The sequence below is a fragment of the Rickettsia endosymbiont of Hedychridium roseum genome, assembly GCF_964028255.1.
In the GTDB taxonomy this organism is placed as follows: domain Bacteria; phylum Pseudomonadota; class Alphaproteobacteria; order Rickettsiales; family Rickettsiaceae; genus Rickettsia; species Rickettsia asembonensis.
In genome coordinates this window covers 420927-441885 of sequence record NZ_OZ034753.1, presented here as the reverse complement: position 1 = coordinate 441885, position 20959 = coordinate 420927, and the positions used below count along the sequence as shown (strand labels likewise).

Here is a 20959-nt window from a genome sequence, read left to right as displayed (position 1 = left end):
AATTTATGTATTTACATATAATCATACAATATGCAATTATTTTTGAGGATAAATATGGCACAAATTATTAGAGCAACAGAATTTGTACGATCTTTTTCAGATATTATGAACAGAGTTTACTATAAAGGCGAGAGCTTTGACGTTCAAAAAGGTAACCATATCGTAGCAAGAATTACGCCTGTACATGCAGCTGATAAACCAAAAAAAACGTTAAAAGAGTTTTTTGAGCATGCACCTATATTAGACCATGATGATGCCGCACAATTTAAAAAAGTCGTGTATGAAGCACGTCAAAAATATGATTTTAAAAGAGATGATAAATGGAAGTAGTTATTGATACCTCTATATTAGTGTATTTAGAGAGAGGTAGATTAACCTATAAAGTACTAGAAGAATATGAACAATGCTATATTAGTCCTATTACTTTAACAGAATTATTAATAGGTGCGGATGAGCCGATAATGAAAATAGACGTATTAAACGTTTAGTTTTTATCGAATATATAATCAATTCACTTATAATATTACCTTTTAAGACTGAAGAAGCCCGTATATATGCAAAAATTATAGAAAATTTACGTAAAGAAAAGATAACTATTGATACTAATGACATGCTAATTGCTACAACGGCAATAACGCATGGTTATCCTCTATTAACTTTAAATGTAAAAGACTTTAAGAGGATTCAAGGACTAGAGGTTTTAACAGTTTCTTCTAAAGATTAAAATGTTTATTCAAAATACCAGATTTACATTTCCGCTTACTAATTTTGAGCTTATGTTTGATTTTAACCCACAAAATCAGCTAATAGCTTTAGCATTTCTAATTGTCACTGCTATCTTAAATCTTTATACAATTTCCCAAAATAGAAAATTTGAGACGCTAATAGGTAGTTTATACTGTCTCTCTTCTATTATATGCGTGTTTGCAGCTGATTTTATTTCCATGATAATCTCACTTGAATTCATGACGATTTTTGCCTGTATAATTATTTTTTGTGACCAATTAAAGATAAAACCGGCACGTCAATATTTCCTCACTCATTTATTCAGCAGCGGGCTAATTTTAATTGGCATGACTCTTCTAATCCAAGCAACAGGTAATACAGCTTTTATTTCTTTAACGGAATCAGTGTATAAGTTTGAGTTACCGGCAATATTCATACTTGCAGGTTGTTTGATTAATCTTGGCACTATTTTTGTAAACGGCTGGGTGGTTAATTGCTATCCTGCAGCTTCAGGTAGCGGCATTGTATATTTAATAAGTTTTACTACTAAAGTTACTTTAATTATCATTTTAAAATTATTTAGCGGTCTTGATATATTAAAATTTTTTGGAATATCAATGATCATTTATGGATTAGTATTTGCTCTAATTGAGAAAAACCTTAAACGATTAATATGTTATCTTGCCGTATCACAGCTTGGCTTTATATTAGTGGCTATTAGTATAAATTCTCCAAACATAGCTTATCTTATTACAAGCTTTATATTCATAAATATACTATATAATGGGTTATTTGCTTTATATTTTACCTATATAGAAGATGAATACAGTATTAAAAATTACCAAGATCTTCAAAATACTCAAATTAATTTGATTTTATTAGGCGGGTTTGTAGTTAGCATATTAATATATACATCTATACTGCCTATTAATTCTTCTTATATCAAAGACGGAATTGCCAATCTTTTAGATGCAAATAATATTATTATATTTTTCAAGATAGCAACTTGTACCGTATTATTTGGGTTGTTGATGGAGAGTTTCGTGTCATTCTCGCGGTCCTCAATGTCATTCCCGCGAAAGCGGGAATCCAGTAACCTTTATGTCATCCCGCGACTTGATCGCGGGATCCAGTCTTTTTTTTATTTTTTTCTGGATACCGTGGTCAAGCCACAGTATGACAATAATTCGTTCTTATTGGATTCCCGCTTTCGCGGGAATGACATGAGAACTATAACTTACCTCTCCTCGTGCATCATAACTTTATGCGTATGTTTATTCTACCCTATTCAAATATCACATACTGCTAATTTTAAGCTAGTTATCCTTGCAATCTCAGTATTATTGGCTTTAATATTTAGAAAAATACCACGCATTTCGACAGAAAACATAAACCTTGACCTATACCAATATATTGAAAAATTTATATATTTCAGTATCGATAAATATAAAGAAAGGACAGACAGTACCGAAGATACAGAAGAATATCTTAATTTTAAGGTTATTTGGGATAATATTTTAGGTAAAATATCTGCTTGGCATAATCAGCAAACTGCTATATTTATTATATTATTCCTATTAATTAGTTTGATTTTAACACTCTGTCATACCGTGGTTTGACCACGGTATCCAGAAAAATAAAAAATTATTTACATTCTTAATCCCTAGATTCCTGCTTTCGCAGGAATGACATATATGAAGGTCGACAACATGAAACCACCAATCGCAAATAAACAAAATTATAGCTTTGAAGCCCACGGACAAACAATAAACGATGATTATCAATGGCTGCGTGATCCTAAATGGCCAAATGTAGAAGACTCTAAAATTTTAGACTACTTAAAGGCTGAGAATAAATATACCGAAAATTTCTTTGCCGTTCTGCAAAACGATAAGGAAAAGATTTTTGAAGAATTAAAAGGACGAATCAAATTAGACGATGAGTCAGTTTATGTTAAGAAAAAAGATTATTACTATTACCATAGAGTAGAAGGCGATAAAAATTATCCGATATATTGTAGAAAGCATAATAGTATGGAAGCACATGAAGAGATAATATTAGATGTTAACCTTCTTACTCCAAACGGCGGTTTTACCGATGTTGCCAAAGTCGCAATGTCACCTAATCAAAATTTAATGGCTTATAGCGTTAATTTTACAGGTAATGAGCAATATAATATCAAAATATACAATCTTAAAGAGCAAAAATACTTACCTGATAATGTAACGGATATAGCTCCTACTGTGATTTGGCATGAAAAATTAAACGACTTTTTCTATATTACTATTAATGAGAATCAACGCTGGGATAAGGTAATGTTACACCGTCTAGGTGAAGATGTTACTCAGGATAAATTAATATTTGAAGTAAAAAACCCTCTTCATTTTATCAGCTGTGAGAAATCTGCAAGTAGTGAATATATTTTTATAAATTCAGGTGATTATAATGAAAATGAAATTTACGTGATTTCTATGCAGGATGATAATTTTACTCCTAAATTAGTACGAGCTGCAGAAAATAAAATATTCTATGATGTAGAACATAATGGCGATTATTTTTATATTAAAACTAATTATAAAGCTAAAAATTTCCATATTGTAAAGCTACCGGTAAATAATTTTGAAAATGCTAATTGGGATGATATTTATATTAAGGAAGAACAAGACAAATATTTAAAAAGCTTTGAGGTTACAAATAATTATTTAATCTTAAATTATCGTGACCAAGGTTTACCGCTAATTAAAATAAAGCGATTTAAAGATTTACAAGAAAAAACAATTCATTTTCCTGACGAAAGTTTCCAAACAAGTAGCTTTTCTACAAACTTTGAAGAAGACGATATCAGAGTAAATTACTCTTCTCTAGCAAGACCAAATACCACTTATAGCTACGATTTTGATAGCGATAGATTAACGATATTAAAGACCCAAGAAATACCTTCAGGCTTTAATCCTGAAGAGTATAAAGTAGAGAGAATATTTGCAGATAATGGTGATGTAAAAGTACCTATCACTTTGTTTTATAAAAAATCTTTATTTAAAAAAGACGGCTCAAATCCTTTATATCTAATGGGATACGGAGCTTACGGGACTAGCATGCCTGTCAATTTTAGAAATACGGCAGTGACGCTTGCCGATCGTGGTTTTATTTACGCAGTTGCTCATATTAGAGGCGGTGACGATCTAGGTCATGGCTGGTATGAAGCAGCAAAATTTTTAACCAAAAAAAGAACCTTTGAAGACTTCATAGCTTGTAGTAAAGCTTTAATTAATGAGCAATATACAAGTAACAATAATATAGTAATAATGGGCGGTAGTGCCGGCGGTATGTTAATAGGTTATGTCCTCAACGAAAAACCTGAACTCTATAAATTAGCCGTTGCTCATGTACCATTTGTAGACGTACTTAATACCATGCTTGATGAAAGCTTACCTCTAACTCTTTTAGAATATAATGAATGGGGTAATCCGAAAGAGAAAGAATATTTTGAATATATTAAATCATATTCCCCTTATGATAACGTAAAAGCACAAAACTACCCTGCTCTATTCATTACTTGCGGTATATCCGACCCACGTGTAGGTTACTGGGAACCTGCTAAATGGGTAGCAAAATTACAAGAACTAAAAACAGACAATAATCCCTTATTATTAAAAACGAATATGGATACGGGACATAAGGGTTCTGCCGGTCGCTTTGATTATTTGAAAGAGATGGCCGACGAATTAGTATTTATTTTTAAAGTGTTTGATGTGGGGATTTAGTTAGCAGATTTGTTGCTGGAATCCTGTTATGTCATTACCGCGGAGGCGGGAATCTACCGTCTTAAGAGTCAAGAGTAAAAAGCGTTAAATTTGATAAATTTCGTTATGTTTTAGCATAGAATTTAAACAAATAATAATTTTACGCATGACGGCAACCAAAGCTACTTTAGCTTTTTTGCCTGAAGCAATTAAACGTTCATATAACTGCTTCATTTTACAGTTATATCGCATAGCAACCAGTGCCGCCATATATAAAGCTTTTCTAGCACCAAACCTACCACCGCTAATCTTAGCTATTTTAGTTTTTTGACCGCTTTGGTTAGTTTTAGGTGCTACCCCAACTAAGCTTACAATCTCTTTATTATTTAACTTACCAAGTTCAGGTACGTCTATTAATAAAGTATTTGCAGTCTTTTCTCCTACGCCTTTATAACTTGTTAATAATTTGCTTTTAGAGCTTAAATCCTCATCTTCTTTTATCAACTTATTAATATCAGCTTTAATTTTCTTAAGTTGCTCTTTGATAAATTCTATTTGTTTATCTAAATATTTTTTACTCTTACCCGTGCAAATCTTAACTCTACATTGATTAGCATGTAGCTCTTCTTCTAAGCTCTTTTCTACTAGCCTTAGGGATTGCAATTCACACTGTAAATCAGAAAGAATAGCATCGCCTTTTTCTTCATTAGAAACAAAAATAGCGTATTTCTCTAGTAATATCGCATCTAATTTATCAGTCTTTGCAAAATGGTTACTAGCTTTAGCAAAAGCATATACCTTATTTGGGTGTGTTCTATGTACCGCAATATCCCACTCTTGAAGCTTCTTCATTACAAGACGCTCATAACCTCCCGTCGATTCTAATACACAAAGCTTAATTTTATTAGAAGCAATAACTGATTTTATAAAATCAGTTATTGCTTCATCTGTATTTTTAATTTTATAATGTTTTTTATTCATAGATATATCTAATGTTGCTTTTGATACATCTATACCTATAAATAACTTGTTTTCTTCTGTCATTTCTGATACCTTGTTAACGTTGTTCAAAGTGCGATTACAGGATTATAAATTCGATCTCTTCAGGACCATCCTACCGTTCGTACTACAACACTTTGTAGATTATGAGGTGTGTACCTAGATTCCTTCGATCTTTTATGATCCATCCAGTTAAACGGTATCACTCATTATTTTCTACTCTATACTCTTTTCAATACTTGCTTCAAGATACAATCCAGCATAAAGCGAAATAAATTGAGCTTTTAAAAAAATCTTTGAAGCCAAGATTTTTATATAGTTTTACTTTTTAAATAAAGCTTTTAAAAAGCTTTAAAATACTGGATTCCTGCTTTCGCAGGAATGACATAAAATACCTCTACTTAATACAAAAACCATGCATAAAAATTATCTAGAACAATTACAAAAATTACCGATTACTTTAATTTTACTAATTAGCTTAATTTGCTGTATTGGTTTCATTGTGCTTTATTCTGCAGCGAATAGTAATTTACAACCCTGGGCTTACAAACAAATTATAAATTTTTGTATATTCTTGCCGTTAGCTATTGTTGTTGCATTGATTGATTTGCGTATAATCTTCAGATTATCATATATTTTCTATTTTTGTGTACTCGCTTTACTAGTTGCTGTGGAGCTTTTCGGTTCAACTGCTATGGGCGGTAAAAGATGGATTGATATCGGTATAGTTAAGCTTCAGCCTTCCGAACCGATAAAAATTGCCGTTGTACTAATGCTTGCGAGGTATTTCCATTCACTAACAATTGATGATCTAACAAAATTCCATAAAGTTATCATACCGATTATAGGAGTTTTAATACCGGCTTTTCTAATAATTAGAGAACCGGATTTAGGTACGGGAATGATTGTTTTAATTGTTTCGGCAATTATATTTTTTGCAACGGGTTTTAGAATAAAATATTTTATAATACTAGGTCTTGCTGCTCTTATTAGCCTCCCTATTGCTTGGAATATGATGTATGATTATCAAAAAAAACGGGTAATGGTTTTTTTAGATCCCGAACATGATCCGCTCGGTGCTAGCTATAATATTATTCAGTCTAAAATCGCTATAGGTTCAGGTAGCCTATTTGGACGCGGTTTAAATCAAGGTAGCCAAAGCCATTTAGATTTTCTTCCCGAACATCAAACAGACTTTATCTTTGCTACCTTTGCCGAAGAGTTCGGCTTTATAGGAGGAATGTTTTTACTAATATTATATTTTGCACTTATAACTATTTCTTTATTAATTGCCGCAAATTGCCGAGAGATTTTTAGTAAATTAATGGTAATAGGTATTACTTCAATTTTATTTAGTCACGTATTTATTAATATAGCTATGGTTATGGGCTTACTGCCCGTAGTAGGTGTACCTTTACCGTTTATTTCTTACGGCGGAACAATGATGGTATCTATGCTAATCGGCTTTGGGCTTGTGATGAATGCTCAGGTACACGGGCATACCACTTTAAACTAGTTCAATTATATTTATAAAATTGATAACATAAATTAATAATAAGTTGTACTTCATTTCTTTATTTATCGTATAAAGCGAAAATTCCTATTGACTTTTATTTTAAACAGTATAGATTTCTTTACAATTTAATTTTTTATAAAGAATTTATGCTCGGCTATGAGAAAGCACAAACAAGTTTAAATAGAGAACAAAAACAAGCATTAGGTATTTTGTCTATCGGAACTTTTCTTGAATATTTTGACTTGATGTTATATGTTCATATGTCGGTACTTCTAAATAAAATATTTTTTTCCCCAGATAATACTTATTCAGTTAAAATGCTTACAGCTTTTGCTTATTGTTCAACTTTTGTTTTTAGCCCTTTCGGTTCTCTTCTTTTTGGTTGGATAGGTGATACTATAGGGCGTAAACCAACAATTATTATCACTACTATGTTAATGGCTTGTACTTGTATAGGTATGGCTATTCTTCCTTCTTATGATGAAATAGGTTTTACTGCTGCAGTTTTGGTTACGCTTTTCCGTGCTATACAAGGTATTTCTTCTTCTGCAGAAGTTACCGGTGCCCAACTTTACATAACAGAAATGGTAAAACCTCCTTTGCAATACCCTGCAGCAACATCCTTTACAATTTCTACTACACTCGGAACAATAGCAGCTCTTGCTGTTGCAACACTTGTAACTTCAACAAATCTTAATTGGCGTTATGCTTTTTTATTTGGAGCATTTGTTGCCATTACCGGTACTATAGCAAGAACGACCCTTAAAGAAACACCTGATTTTATTGATGCTAAAAGACGTATAAAATTAGCTATAGAAAAAACCGGCTTAGACCCTAAAAAAATTGAAAATAATGATATTGTAAAAGAAAAAACAAATTTAAAAACTATTTTATGTTATTTTTTAATTAAATGTGCCTATCCTGTATGGAATTACTTCGGTTATTTTTATTGTGGAAATATTTTAACCGAAGATTTTGGATATAGTCCTGCTGAAGTTATTCAACATAATTTTTATATTTCAATCGGTGATATTTTAGGCTGTATATTCTTGAATATCTAAGTTATAAAATTTATCCTCTAAAGATATTAAGAACTACCTTTTATATTCTTGTGATATTCCTTTGTTTTTTCCCTGTCATAATGCAGAATCTAACGCCCTCTTACATAATGTTAATTCAACTGTATTTTCTTCTATTTGCTCCTACAGGTACTCCAGCTGTAGCTATTTTTATAAACATTTTCCAGTATTTAAACGTTTTATGCATACTAGCCTCATATATGCTATATCACGTGCAATAATGCTCCTAATAACTTAGTTTGGTCTTGCTTACTTGACTGAGCGTTTTGATTACTGGGGGATATTAATAATTATGGTACCGGTAACAATAGGCTATTATTTCGGGCTGCGTCACTTTGAGAATTTAGAAAAGAACAGTGAGCATCAAATTTAATAATAGTTTTAGTTTTGTTGCCTGATAAATTCATTACATATATTGAATAATTTTTCTTCTACACTGTGTATTTCCAAGCGGACAGCAACAACTAAAAAATCCGTTATAGTTTCTTCTATAATTTTTTGTGCTTTTTCAAGAGATTTAGCTCCTAAGGTTTGCACGTTATGCATTCGATCAAATAATTTTATAAGTGCCGTATTATATCTTTTTTGCTGAATTAATAGATTTAAACTTTCTTTAGCGGTAATTTTACCATAAGGTTTGATTCGCGTTAATCCCTCTACATGGTTTGCAACTTCTAGCCCAAAAATTGTAGTTATGACTTCTTCAGTAAGTTCTGTATCTTCAATAGTATCATGCAGTAAAGCAGCTTGCAGCATAATAGCGTTATAAAGTTTAGGAACTTCTTCGGCTACAAATTCAGCAAACATAATCGCTACTTCAATAGGATGAGAATAATAAGGTTCGCCTGATTTACGCATTTGTGAACCATGATATTTACGTGCATAATAAATACCCCTTTTAACTTCCTCTATATCAACGGGATTTTTTACTTTTTTGTTTAAATATTCTAGTTTATCAATCAGCTTTTTAGCGTAAACACATACTTCAAACTTTTCTTTCCAAGAGCTTAAATCTTCCATAAAAGTTATTTTCTTATTTTTGTTAATAATAGTTGATTACAATTATAGTAAAAATTAAAAAATTGCAATAACAAATAGCTTTTTAACTTTAAATACATTAATAACTTTTGGTTACATTGTATTTAAGCAACTTCATTCTGTTTTATCAGTTGCTTTAGCTTCTTGTTCCTGCTGTAATTTATATTCTGCTGCTTTTTCTTCTACATAATTTAAAAAGAAATAAGTAAAAGTTAAAAAACTAGTAAGAATAATAGCAAATGTTATTAATATTAATTTAAGCTCTTTCCTTGCGTTTTCAGCTTTTAATCTCTTTTCTTCCTCTTCATCAATATAAGATTCAGAGATTAAAATTTCTTCTTCTTTATTTTCCATATTTTAACTCTTTTAAATTAACTTATATATGAATTATAGAGCTTAATTATCACCTGAGAGAAGTAATCTATAGAAGTAATTAAAATAAGTCAATAACTATAATTGTTGATTGTAATAATTATATATTTAATAAATCCTCTTTCTCTAAAATACTGTACGTTCTATTTGACGAAAGAAACATCACGAAAAAAACACCAAAGCAAAGTAATATTAGAGATAGCAGAGCATAATAAAGATTTTAATTTGTCGAATGCCCAAGGAAAAAGACGCCTAATAAAAACTGTGTTTTCGACAATTAAATTAACAGGCAAAAAGCTTGACTTTATGCTGCATTTGCCGTTCGATAGATTTACGAATTTGTCGAAAGTCGAGAAATGGCTCCCCGTATCGTACAAACCTTAAACGAGTATATATTAGCCTTGATTCAGTCTTTAATTAAGCCTTTTTATACCTTAATGCCAGCTTCCAACTAAGCAAGTATTTAGCTTAATTCTATACTGCATTTTTCTAGGCAACAAAAAGATAAGGTTTATTTTTAAAGGTATAAAAAAATGAATAAAAATTCAATTAATTATTGCAAATATTTATTTTAATCATTAATGTTTTAACAAACGACTTTTGTATTATAGCTCTATATTAATCGTTAGATAAAATCTATACTAAATTAATAACTAATATAATTAACTATGGGTAAATAATTTATATGCCAAGATTTGAAAATTATGAAGCTTGCAAAAGGCAGGTAAATGAATTGATGAGCGAGGGAAAAAGAGACGAAGCTATAACTACTCTAAATGAATATCTAACAACTAATGACACTTGTCGTGAGGCTTATTATTATAAACTGTCTATACTAAAGCAAAAAGGAAACTATGAAAATATAGACGTCCATACACAGTGTATAGAGGTTTATGACCAACTTATAAATATTGATTTAACGAATTATAACGCTTACTTGGCAAAAAGTACATTTTTATTAAATAAAGGAAAAATCACGAAGAAGCTATAGCGGTTTTAGATAAATATATACAAGTTAATTCTGTAATAAGCCCTTCTGAATGTTTTAAAGCTTATAGTCAGAAAGCTCACTTATTAAAGGCAATAAATAAGATAAGAGAGGCTATAAATGTATATGATGAATATATAGGAATTAATCCTGCCAGCTACGATCCCTATCATGAAAAAGCAGAGTTATGTCTAAGTAATAGAGGATATACAACTAATGATGAAATAATTATGACATTAAAAGACTTAATAAGACTTGCACCAAGCAAAGGCTATGCATACCATAAAATGGCTATATTGTTTATAGAGTTAAATAAACCTGAGGACGCTCTTACGTTTTGTAAAAAAGCAATAAAGTATGATTCCCAGATGCTAGATGCTTATCAAGCTCGAGTTAGTGCTTATGAAGCTTTAGAAGGTAATAAAATACTGCTTCATGATGCATATGTTAGTTTAGGTAAAGCATTGTTACAAAGGGAGGAATTTAGAGAAGTTATCAGTATTGTAGATAAAGCTATTAAAGATAACCCTAATGATTCAATACTACCATACCAGCTTAAGGTAGAAGCAATTATAAATTTAGGGCAAGACAAAAAGTATTTAATTGATCAATTGGAGGAAGTAATTATTGCTAAACCTGAAATAATGAAATTTTGTGTACAAAAATTACAAGATATTGAAAATACAGGTCTTCATATTACATCAGAAAGTTATATTATTAAAGGGTTAGTTTTTTATTATTTAGGTAATTATAATGCCTCTATTGAAGCATATGAGGAAGCTATTTATAAGTTAAAAGAATATATAGAACATGGTGCACCAGACTATACAACTCTTGCAGATGCCTACAACAATAAAGGTAATGCTTTATGTGCGTTAAGTAATGAAAACAAGAAAAAAGGTAAAAATATTGATTATAATCAAGAGCAAGAAGCTCTTAAGTGTTATGATGAAGCAATAAAATTCCAACCAAATAATAAACTCTATTATTGCAATAGAGGAAAATTATTAAATGATATGGGACGCCCAAAAGAAGCATTACAAGATTTTGAACAAGCTCAGAGTTTAAGTAGTAATTTAAATTTAAGAAAAGATAATGAAGATTATATTAAAGTGATATTGGAGCAAGATAAATTACTACTACAAAGAGCAATAGAATTACAGAAAAATACTCTAATATTAGAAGAACAAGTTGAAAGTTTACCTGCTACAGAAAACAACATTTCTTTGCTTAAGAAAATTGAAACATTTAAACAAAATAGTAAAGAAATAGTTAATAAAACTATTAGTAACGCTTCTGGTGAAGAGGTAGAAGCATTGAAAAAACAGCTGCAAGAATTAAAGCAAGAATTCTCTAGTATTAGACAAGAATTGAGCAGTAAGGTAGATGCGGGTCGCCTAGAATCACATGCATTTAAAGTATCTGAAGAAATATTAAGTAATATAGACTTAAAGTGTTACTATGATGCTTTATCTAATAAACTATATTCAGTATTTGAAGAAGCGGCAGTAATAGCTGGAGGACATCTTGCCCTTAATACTTTTAGTGCAGGAAATATAGTTGCAGGCGTATCTAGTACAGTTCCATCTGAAGCTATATCTAATATAGCTCCATGCTTGTTAAGTGTATTTAGCACTCTTACACTGTTAGGTTGTAGATATGTAGTTGAACCAGTAGCTTCTCTAAAAATGAGCAATAGTATAAAAGAGCAGGCAACGAAAATTCAAAGAGCGATTAGTTTGAATCCAGATGAAAGAAAATCTATATTAAAGGAAATAGCAGAAAAGATTACGCTTAATAAAAAAGAACTAATTGAGGATATAGAACACAATCAAGAAGTATTAAATTGGGAAAATCAAGGCTTTGTAAAAAGTTGTATAAATTATTTTATTTTAAATATGGATAAGGAGACATATCGACATAAAATAGAAATTTTAGGCTATATAGATGCTTTAAAAATTATAGAGATTATAATCAAAGATGATAAGATTGATACAAATGAAGGTATAGTTGATTTGCTTGTTAACGCTACTAAAATGGATATGGATATACCATCAAATTCTTCTGATGAAACAGTACTTCTTGTTAACCAAATTAAATATGATAATCCAATACTTAATAAATCTAGTTTATTACAAGAGTTAAGTAAATTTACTGGTTTATCATTATATAAAGTTCTAGCTAATAGTAATATATTGATGCAAGCAGGATATGAGAATATTATAACTCAAGCTGTTAATAATCATGATGTGGCTAAATTAGGTGATTTATTAGTAGGTATAGACTATGATTAAAAGTTAGGATAGAAAAAATAGTGAAACGTTTATATGGAGTTATATACTAAAGGTTGGCTCTGGATATATAAGTGTGTAAATTCTAAAATAGGCATTAAATTCGCCCCTCAAATTTTATCAAAAAGTGAGCCATGGCCTCTCCCCAATTTTGGATAGGCATATTCCATTTTCGCGTAATATAGTCAATTGTCAAGTACAAAGTCTTAAATACAGAGTCGTCGTTAGGAAAACCCCTTTTGTTATTAGTAACCTTGCGTAATTGACTATTTAAACCTTCGATTGCATTGGTTGTATAAATGATACGCCTAATCACTTCTGGGTATTGTAAAAAAATTATCAAATTCTGCCAATTATTTTGCCATGATTTTGCAATATGTGGGTACTGTTTGCCCCATTTCATATCAAAATCAGATAAGGCAGTAAGTGCTTCATCCTCAGTGATAGAGCTGTATACTAGCTTCAAATCTGCTGCAAGTTCTTTACGGTCTTTATAGCTTACATATGACAAACTATTTCTGATTTGATGTACAATGCACAGCTGATGCTCAGTTTGTGGATATACTGCAGATATCGCCTCACTCATGCCCGTTAGATTATCGCTACAAGCAATTAAGATATCTTTTAATCCCCTGTCTTTCATTTCAGTAAAATTATTTAACCAAAATTTAGCTCCCTCATTCTCGCTAATACACAAGCCTAAAATATCTTTCCTTCCGGTTAAATCTACACCTAAAGCTACATATACTGCCTTATTGATAATTCTCTTATCTTGACGTACTTTAACTATAAGTGCATCAAAATATACTATAGCATATATGGCTTCCAGAGGCCTATTCTGCCAACTCCTGACCTCATCCATAACATTATCGGTAACCCGACTAATAAGGCTTTCACTGTTCTCTGCACCATATAGCTCATGAATCTGAATCTTAATGTCAGAGAGGCTCATCCCTTTAGCATATAAGGATAATATCTTCTGATCTAATCCATCAATCCTAGTCTGACGCTTTGGCACTAGTACAGGAGAAAATTCAGCATTTCTATCACGTGGTACTTCAAGTTCCAATACTCCACCTTCAGTAATTAGGCTTTTTTTGCATACACCATTTCTACTATTGTCAGTCTCTATCCTGCCATATTTGTTATAGACAAGATGCTCATCCATCTCAGCTTTTAAGGCTCTTTCAAATATATTTTTAGTTAACTGCTTTAATATCCCGTCTTTGGCAAAAAAACTCGTTAAATCAGTATCTTTATCTATTAGCAAATCTACTGCTTGTTTTATCTTCTCTTAGTTACTGTTACTCATGTTATTCCTGATAAATTATATTATTGTTAATATAACCTATCCTAGAAATTTACACACCTAGTGAGACAGCACCTCATATTTCAGAACTTGCAGCTGAAGGGTCGAAACCTTGAGTACTCTCTGCGTTTCCCGTTTGATATCTTCGAAAAAACAACGAATCGTACGGAATGGCTCCCCGGGCCGGACTCGAACCAGCGACCGAACGGTTAACAGCCGTTTGCTCTACCACTGAGCTACCGAGGAATATAGAAGTTATCTAAAAATTTTTAGATAACTTCTTATAACAAATCTTTTCTATAACGTCTAGCGTTTTCTTTATACAAAATAAAAAAAGTTTACTCATCCCCAATTTTCAACGCTGCGATAAAAGCAGATTGTGGGATTTCGATATTACCGTACTGTCTCATTCTCTTTTTACCTGCTTTTTGCTTCTCAAGAAGCTTACGTTTACGGCTTATATCACCACCGTAACATTTAGATAAAACGTCTTTACGTAAGGCCTTAATAGTCTCACGGGCAATAATACGGCTACCGATACTTGCTTGAATGGCTATATCGATCTGCTGTCTCGGTATCAAGTCCTTTAATCTTACGCATAACGCCCTACCCCTCTGCTCCGCACGTGAACGATGTACGATTGTCGATAACGTATCAACCGCTTCTGCGTTAACCAAAATCCCAAGCTTAACAAGCTCGGAAGGTTCATAAACATCCATTTGCCATTCAAAGCTTGCATAACCTTTAGAACAGCTTTTTAAACGATCGTAAAAATCATAAACAATCTCATTTAGCGGTAATTTATAAACTATTTTAGCTCTGTTTGCTATATAGCTATGATCGAGCTGCACTCCTCTCTTTTCCGTACAAAGCGATAATACCGCTCCTAAAAACTCATCAGGTACCATTATGGTTGCCTTAATCCACGGCTCTTCCATCGATTCAATTTTTTGCAAATCAGGCAAATCTGCAGGATTATGAATCTCTAAGCTTTCACCGTCCCGCATATGGATTTTATACACTACGCTTGGAGCAGTGGTGATTAAATCTAAATCGAATTCCCTACTTAAACGTTCTTGAATTATTTCTAAATGTAATAGCCCTAAAAAACCGCACCTAAAACCTACACCTAAAGCCGACGAGCTTTCCATTTCATACTCGAAGCTGGCATCATTAAGGCGTAATTTAGCTAGCGAATCCTTTAGATGTTCAAATTCCGCACTATCTGTTGGATAAAGCCCGCAAAACACCACCGGTAAATTCGGCTTAAAGCCGGGCAATGCTTGCTCGCAAGGTTTCTTCTCATCAGTAATAGTATCTCCGACTTTACAATCCGCTACTTGCTTTATGGAAGCAGTAAAGAAGCCTATTTCACCTGCATGCAAAACATCTGAAATATGTTTTTTTGGAGTAAAATAGCCGACATTTTCAACGGTATAAACAGAATTTGTTGCCATCATTTTAATCCGCATGTTCTTACGCAAAATTCCATCAATAACACGTACCAAGATAACCACACCAAGATAAGGATCATACCAACTATCGACAAGCAACGCTTTTAAGATATCCGTACTACTTTCTTTCGGTGGAGGTAATTTATTTACTATTGCCTCTAAAACTAAATCAATACCTATACCGCTTTTGGCTGAAATCAATACAGCTTCGCTTGCATCGATCCCGATTATATCCTCTATCTGCTGCTTTACCTGATCAGGCTCTGACGCCGGTAGGTCAATCTTGTTAAGTACCAGCACAATCTCGTGATCATTCTCAATTGCTTGATAAACATTGGCTAGCGTTTGGGCTTCTACTCCTTGCGTACTATCAACTACCAATAGCGAGCCTTCACAAGCAGCAAGTGACCTACTAACTTCATAAGCAAAATCGACATGTCCCGGAGTATCCATCAAATTTAAGTAGTAAGTATTACCGTCTTTAGCCTTATATACAAGCCGCACGGTTTGTGCTTTTATAGTTATACCTCTCTCTTTTTCGATATCCATCGAATCTAGCACTTGCTGGCTCATTTCTCTGGCCTGAAGACCGCCGCAATGTTCAATTAACCTATCGGCTAACGTAGATTTACCGTGATCGATATGGGCAATTATTGAGAAGTTCCTTATATATTTTTGATTATTCATAATTATTGTGATATAATTTGCGTTTGTTTATTGGGGAATTGTCATCACCATTTTTGATGTCATTCCCGCGTAGGCGGGAATCCAGAAAAAAACAATTTTTAATACTAAATATAAGATTTACACATTAGGTAAAATAAACATATAAAAAACTAAATTTTTTATATGTTTTACTGGATTCCCGCTTTCGCGGGAATGACATGTAATATATAACAAAATCGAAATTTATAACAGGAAAAAATAATGCGAGCTGAAATAGAAAATTACGTAAAAAAAATTGAGCAATCTTTAGAACTACTTTGGAGGTCACTTTGACGTTGAAGCATCAACTGAAAGACTGAAAGAGTTAGAAGAGTTAACAGCCGATCCGAGCTTATGGAACGACCAAGCTAAAGCACAAACATTACTGCGAGAAAAAAGCAATTTGGAAGAAAAACTAAATGCCTTTAATAAACTCAAATCTAATTTAAAAGACGCTTTAGAACTTGAAGAAATGGCTGAAGCCGAAAACGATTTAGAAACACTTTCACAAGTTGAACAGGACTTTAAAAATTTAAGCATCATTGCTGCTAAATTTGAAACGGAATGCTTATTTTCAGGTGAAGCAGACGGTAATAATTGCTTTTTAGAGATTAATGCCGGAGCCGGAGGAACTGAAAGCCATGACTGGGCGTCTATTATGATGCGTATGTATTTGCGTTTTGCCGAAAGACTCGGCTTTAAAACCGAAATAATCAATATGATTAACGGCGAAGAAGCAGGAATTAAATCATGCACGATTAGGATAATAGGCAAGCGGGCTTATGGCTGGTTTAAAACCGAAGCAGGAGTTCATAGGCTGGTACGTATTTCTCCGTTCAATGCAGCAGGTAAAAGAATGACTAGCTTTGCAAGTAGCTGGATATACCCCGAAATTGACGATAATATAGCAATTACTATCGAGGATAAAGATTTAAGAATCGATACTTTTAGAGCATCTGGAGCAGGCGGACAGCACGTTAATACTACCGATTCTGCGGTACGTATCACCCATATACCAACCAATACAGTAACACAATGTCAAAGCGATAGATCACAGCATAAAAATAAGGCTCAAGCTATGAAAATGCTTCAAGCAAAACTCTATGAGCTTGAAATGCAGAAACGCACAGACAGCGTTAACGAGCAGAATGCTGCCAAAACCGATAATAGCTGGGGGCATCAAATTAGATCATATGTTTTACAGCCTTATCAGATGGTAAAAGATTTACGTACCGATTATGAAACTTCCGATACTAAAGGAGTGCTTGACGGTGACCTTGAAGAATTTGTTTCCGCAAGCCTTGCTATGAATGCGGGTGGTAAGAGGTAGTTAAAATCAATGAGCAATATTTCAATTAATGAATCATATACTGACTTAATTAAAAATTTAAAACAAGAAATCAGTAAGGCTCGTATTAGAGCTCATTTAGCAGTTAATAAAGAATTAATAGTTCTTTATTGGAATATAGGAAAACTAATTTTAGAACGTCAGAATAAAGAGAAATGGGGGGCAAAAGTTATTCAAAATATTTCTGATGATTTGCGTAAAGAATTTCCTGAAATGAAAGGATTATCATATCAAAATATTTCTTATATGAGGCAATTTGCTGAAGAATATAACGATGAACAAATTCTCCAACAGCCTGTTGGAGAATTTCCTTGGGGGCATAATATTGTTATTTTTTCAAAACTAAAAAATATAAATCAAAGAATTTGGTATGCACAACAAACCATCGAAAATGGTTGGTCAAGAAATGTATTATCCTTACAAATTAAAAGTAATTTATATGAAAGGTCAGCAAAAGGTATAAATAACTTTTCTAATACTTTACCTGAGCTATAGTCTGATTTAGCAAGATCGATTATAAAAGACCCGTATAATTTAGAATTTTTAGATATTCAAGGTAAAATAATAGAACGAGATTTAGAAAATAAATTGATAAATAATATTAAAAACTTTTTATTAGAGTTAGGACAAGGTTTTGCATTTGTTGGCAATCAATATCATATAGAACTTGAGGAAGAAGATTATTATTTGGATTTAGTTTTTTATCACATAAAACTCAAATGTTATGTTGTTATTGAATTAAAAACCGGTAAATTTAAGGCAGAATATGCCGGCAAACTAAATTTTTATCTTAATTTAATGGATCACAAAATTAAAGATAATTCGGATAATCCTACAATTGGGTTAATTTTGTGCGAAGAAAAACAAGGTATTACCGTAGAATACGCTATAGAAGGCATCCAAAAACCAATAGGAGTATCACAATTTAAGCTTACAGAAACATTACCTAAAAAGCTTGAAAAATTCCTGCCCACCCCTCAAGAGCTAGCAAAGCTAAAAAGCGAATAAATTACTAAAAACCCCAACTATGGATAAGGTTTTATTTTCAGAAAAATTAAAAGACTACCTGTAAATTAATTTTAATTAATCGGTATCTCTCTTGCTTCTTGTTCTTTAACCTCAGTGCGAGGTAGAATAATAGTAAGTATTCCATTCTTAAGGCTTGAAGAGATATTTGCCTGGTCTACATCTTCATATAATGATATTACATAATTAAAATTTTTATTCATATAATTATCTGAATCATCAGCTTTATTTTTTTCTTCTATATTCCCTGTAATAAATAATTTATTGCCGTTTACTTTAATCTTAATTTGACTTTTATCAAACCCAGGTACTTCCATTATAATAATATACTGCTTATCTTTAGTAATAAAATTGCTTTTTATGCTATTAGATTCATAAAGCGGTAATCTATTTTTAAATAAATTATCAATATTTGTAATTTGATTATCTATTAAATCCGCTACTTGACGCAAAGGCGTCGCATGACCGGTGTCATAATTATTATTAGCCATTGCAATATTACTAGATAAAATAATAGCTGCTATAGACGGAATATATAATTTTGCACTCTTTAACATAAAATTACCTTTATATTTGTTGCTTATATATTTAAATATATAACATTATCTACTCAAAATTCAAGTCTTACATTTCCATAATTTGCTGAAAGTACGCTGCCCAAAATAAAAACTAATAATCCCTGCAAAAATAGTTTGATCTTCTATACTCCATAATATATCTAGATACTCCACTAGCAGAGCAGAACTTTTTAACGATTTATATTGAACATATTTAACACCTCCGTACATTGCAAAGAAGCTATAAGCAATTACCGGTCTTACTGAACCGTTTAAAGCATCAACCCAGCTAACACCTGATTTATAGGTAGAATAAAGAGAATATTGCTCTGCCATTTCTTGTGATATGTTAAGCTCTGTAAAAGTTTTGGATTGATTGAGTTTGTTATTAGCAATTTGACGATCTAAAATATTTATCTCATGTTTTTTGTCGTTAATATCTTTGTATATTTTTAAAATTTCAGGAATGATAGAACTAATAAATCCTGTAACCGCTGCAAATAAAGTAATCATAAATACCTATCTATATAATTTAAGATAAGTATAGCAAAGATAAGTCATCATACTAAGAGAGGAACGTTATTGCATGGATACCCAAGTCGTCATTACGAGCGACTGAAGGCGTTGTTGCATGGACCTGTAAAACCTACTCGATGTCATTCCAGCGTGGATCGGTAAAACCCACGTCACCCCGTGGCTTGACCACGAGGTCCATAAAAACAATAAAAAATACTTTTTAACTGGATCCCATGGTCAAGCCACGGGATGACAGAGGTGAAATTGATCCACGCAACAAGGCTTTCTCGCAATGACGATTTTTGAACTACTTTAAATTAGACCAAATGCGGTTTTTTGCAATATAGAAAAAGATAGTAAACACTACCAAAAACATCATAACTTTAAGACCCATAGATTTACGATGTTCCATTTCCGGCTCAGCTGCCCATTGTAGAAATACTGCAACATCATGCGACATCTGCTCTACGCTTGCGTTAGTACCGTCCATATAGGTTACCTGCCCGTCTGTAAGAGGCGGCGGCATTGCTATTTGCTCACCTGGGAAATACGGATTATAATGAGCCCCTTGCATTAACTTAAAATCTGCCGGCGGTTCGGTATAACCGGTAAGCAACGAATATATATAATTAGCTCCATCATGACGTGCTTTTATTATCAATGATAAATCAGGAGGATGTGCTCCGTTATTAGCTGCTCTTGCTGCTTGTTCATTAGGGTAAGGAGGTACAAAACGATCGGATGGAAGAGCGGGACGGTCAAACATCTCACCGTCATCATTTGGACCGTCTTTTACCGTATAGCCTTTGGCAATCTCTTTTATCTCATCATCCGAAAAACCTATATCTTTAAGGTTTCGATAATATAAATTGTTTAAACCGTGGCAAACGCTACAAACTTCTTTATAAACCTGAAAACCTCTTTGTGCTGCTTCACGATTAACTGTGCCAAATACGCCGTCAAACGACCATTTCATCTTTTTTGGGTGTAATGCTTCTTCACCTGCTAAGCATACACTAGAAGTTATTAATATGATGATAGAGATAATTAGTTTTGTTTTCATAAAATTTTTATATCTTCGTGACGATGTCAGTCCTACAAAGCATTGTTGCGTGGTTTTATGTCATTCCCGCGTAGGCGGGAATCCAGCATAAAGCGAGATAAATCGAGCTTTTAATTTTAAAAATTTGCTGTATTTATACTTTTTTCTGGATCCCCGCCTACGCGGGGATAACAAAAGAGCATTTACCGGTCCACGCAACAATACCATGCGGGAATGACATAGAACTACC

At 32.5% G+C, this 20959-nt stretch carries 23 protein-coding genes and 1 tRNA gene; 12 read left to right on the top strand and 12 right to left on the bottom strand.

What is annotated here, in order from left to right:
* Nucleotides 1–54: 54 nt before the first annotated feature.
* The 5 genes from AC5587_RS02580 to AC5587_RS02560 all read left to right on the top strand — a co-directional run bounded on the left by AC5587_RS02580 (nt 55) and on the right by AC5587_RS02560 (nt 4490).
* Nucleotides 55–330 (top strand): hypothetical protein, encoded by a 276-nt coding sequence (locus tag AC5587_RS02580; RefSeq protein ID WP_040257344.1) that lies wholly within the window; start codon nt 55–57, stop codon nt 328–330.
* The gene (locus AC5587_RS02575) at nt 321–488 is read left to right on the top strand and encodes a PIN domain-containing protein (RefSeq protein ID WP_499162752.1); all 168 of its coding nucleotides are present in this window, start codon (nt 321–323) and stop codon (nt 486–488) included. Before AC5587_RS02580 ends, AC5587_RS02575 begins: the two co-directional genes overlap by 10 nt.
* A complete protein-coding gene (locus AC5587_RS02570) occupies nt 476–724 on the top strand; it encodes a PIN domain-containing protein (RefSeq protein ID WP_499162982.1) in 249 nt (82 codons plus the stop codon). The genes AC5587_RS02575 and AC5587_RS02570 overlap by 13 nt, the downstream gene beginning before the upstream one ends.
* Nucleotide 725: 1 nt before the next feature.
* The gene (locus AC5587_RS02565) at nt 726–2345 is read left to right on the top strand and encodes a proton-conducting transporter transmembrane domain-containing protein (RefSeq protein WP_499162751.1); all 1620 of its coding nucleotides are present in this window, start codon (nt 726–728) and stop codon (nt 2343–2345) included.
* Nucleotides 2346–2435: 90 nt separating this feature from the next.
* On the top strand, nt 2436–4490 hold the full coding sequence (locus AC5587_RS02560; RefSeq protein ID WP_499162750.1) for a S9 family peptidase: 2055 nt from the start codon (nt 2436–2438) through the stop codon (nt 4488–4490).
* An 84-nt stretch (nt 4491–4574) separates the two neighbouring features.
* Here AC5587_RS02560 and AC5587_RS02555 read toward each other — a convergent pair whose 3' ends face one another.
* Complete coding sequence (locus AC5587_RS02555) at nt 4575–5513, bottom strand: IS110 family RNA-guided transposase (RefSeq protein ID WP_499162385.1); 939 nt, start codon at nt 5511–5513, stop codon at nt 4575–4577.
* A 370-nt stretch (nt 5514–5883) separates the two neighbouring features.
* Here AC5587_RS02555 and rodA point away from each other — a divergent pair, with 370 nt between their 5' ends.
* Together rodA and AC5587_RS02545 are read left to right on the top strand one after the other, a co-directional pair.
* On the top strand, nt 5884–6984 hold the full coding sequence (gene rodA, locus AC5587_RS02550) for a rod shape-determining protein RodA (RefSeq protein ID WP_499162749.1): 1101 nt from the start codon (nt 5884–5886) through the stop codon (nt 6982–6984).
* A gap of 146 nt (nt 6985–7130) precedes the next feature.
* Nucleotides 7131–8045, top strand: coding sequence for an MFS transporter (locus AC5587_RS02545; protein WP_499162748.1), 915 nt, complete (start codon nt 7131–7133; stop codon nt 8043–8045).
* 399 nt (nt 8046–8444) lie between these two features.
* Here the strand turns inward: AC5587_RS02545 and AC5587_RS02540 are convergent, their stop codons facing one another.
* On the bottom strand, nt 8445–9083 hold the full coding sequence (locus AC5587_RS02540) for an HD domain-containing protein (RefSeq protein WP_499162747.1): 639 nt from the start codon (nt 9081–9083) through the stop codon (nt 8445–8447).
* 132 nt (nt 9084–9215) lie between these two features.
* Nucleotides 9216–9455 carry an RP671a family tick cell line-upregulated protein gene (locus AC5587_RS02535; protein ID WP_499162746.1) on the bottom strand — a complete coding sequence of 80 codons (240 nt, stop codon included), beginning with the start codon at nt 9453–9455 and terminating at the stop codon, nt 9216–9218.
* A 703-nt stretch (nt 9456–10158) separates the two neighbouring features.
* Between AC5587_RS02535 and AC5587_RS02530 the strand changes: the two genes are divergently transcribed.
* Both AC5587_RS02530 and AC5587_RS02525 read left to right on the top strand, forming a co-directional pair.
* A complete protein-coding gene (locus tag AC5587_RS02530) occupies nt 10159–10464 on the top strand; it encodes a hypothetical protein (RefSeq protein ID WP_499162745.1) in 306 nt (101 codons plus the stop codon).
* Between the two features lie 227 nt (nt 10465–10691).
* Nucleotides 10692–12755 carry a tetratricopeptide repeat protein gene (locus AC5587_RS02525; RefSeq protein ID WP_499162744.1) on the top strand — a complete coding sequence of 688 codons (2064 nt, stop codon included), beginning with the start codon at nt 10692–10694 and terminating at the stop codon, nt 12753–12755.
* 94 nt (nt 12756–12849) lie between these two features.
* Here the strand turns inward: AC5587_RS02525 and AC5587_RS02520 are convergent, their stop codons facing one another.
* The 4 genes from AC5587_RS02520 to AC5587_RS02505 all read right to left on the bottom strand — a co-directional run bounded on the left by AC5587_RS02520 (nt 12850) and on the right by AC5587_RS02505 (nt 16509).
* Complete coding sequence (locus AC5587_RS02520; RefSeq protein ID WP_499162981.1) at nt 12850–14040, bottom strand: IS256 family transposase; 1191 nt, start codon at nt 14038–14040, stop codon at nt 12850–12852.
* A 192-nt stretch (nt 14041–14232) separates the two neighbouring features.
* Nucleotides 14233–14307, bottom strand: a tRNA-Asn gene (locus AC5587_RS02515).
* 92 nt (nt 14308–14399) lie between these two features.
* Entirely contained in the window at nt 14400–16202 is a 1803-nt protein-coding gene (lepA, locus tag AC5587_RS02510; RefSeq protein WP_499162743.1) for a translation elongation factor 4, read from the bottom strand.
* A gap of 124 nt (nt 16203–16326) precedes the next feature.
* Complete coding sequence (locus AC5587_RS02505) at nt 16327–16509, bottom strand: hypothetical protein (protein WP_410526619.1); 183 nt, start codon at nt 16507–16509, stop codon at nt 16327–16329.
* Between AC5587_RS02505 and prfB the strand changes: the two genes are divergently transcribed.
* From prfB to AC5587_RS02490, 3 genes are all read left to right on the top strand, one after another.
* Nucleotides 16443–17550, top strand: a protein-coding gene (gene prfB, locus AC5587_RS02500) for a peptide chain release factor 2 (protein WP_410526615.1) whose coding sequence is annotated in 2 segments (ribosomal slippage) — nt 16443–16511 and nt 16513–17550 — 1107 coding nt in all. Because the reading frame shifts where the segments join, the coding sequence is not laid out codon by codon here. The two genes, AC5587_RS02505 and prfB, sit on opposite strands and share 67 nt — an antisense overlap.
* Before the next feature lie 9 nt (nt 17551–17559).
* Nucleotides 17560–18063: a DUF1016 N-terminal domain-containing protein gene (locus tag AC5587_RS02495; protein WP_499162741.1), complete on the top strand. Its 504-nt coding sequence runs from the start codon at nt 17560–17562 to the stop codon at nt 18061–18063.
* 18 nt (nt 18064–18081) lie between these two features.
* Nucleotides 18082–18576, top strand: a complete 495-nt coding sequence (locus AC5587_RS02490; protein WP_499162980.1) for a PDDEXK nuclease domain-containing protein — start codon at nt 18082–18084, stop codon at nt 18574–18576.
* Between the two features lie 71 nt (nt 18577–18647).
* Here the strand turns inward: AC5587_RS02490 and AC5587_RS02485 are convergent, their stop codons facing one another.
* The 5 genes from AC5587_RS02485 to AC5587_RS02465 all read right to left on the bottom strand — a co-directional run bounded on the left by AC5587_RS02485 (nt 18648) and on the right by AC5587_RS02465 (nt 20937).
* Nucleotides 18648–19151, bottom strand: coding sequence for an Hsp20/alpha crystallin family protein (locus AC5587_RS02485; protein ID WP_410526614.1), 504 nt, complete (start codon nt 19149–19151; stop codon nt 18648–18650).
* Between the two features lie 60 nt (nt 19152–19211).
* Nucleotides 19212–19664, bottom strand: a complete 453-nt coding sequence (locus AC5587_RS02480) for a hypothetical protein (RefSeq protein ID WP_499163052.1) — start codon at nt 19662–19664, stop codon at nt 19212–19214.
* A gap of 173 nt (nt 19665–19837) precedes the next feature.
* Nucleotides 19838–19960: a hypothetical protein gene (locus AC5587_RS02475; protein ID WP_499162740.1), complete on the bottom strand. Its 123-nt coding sequence runs from the start codon at nt 19958–19960 to the stop codon at nt 19838–19840.
* A 14-nt stretch (nt 19961–19974) separates the two neighbouring features.
* Nucleotides 19975–20730: a cytochrome c1 gene (locus AC5587_RS02470; protein WP_499162739.1), complete on the bottom strand. Its 756-nt coding sequence runs from the start codon at nt 20728–20730 to the stop codon at nt 19975–19977.
* 60 nt (nt 20731–20790) lie between these two features.
* Entirely contained in the window at nt 20791–20937 is a 147-nt protein-coding gene (locus AC5587_RS02465) for a hypothetical protein (protein WP_499162738.1), read from the bottom strand.
* Nucleotides 20938–20959: the final 22 nt, after the last annotated feature.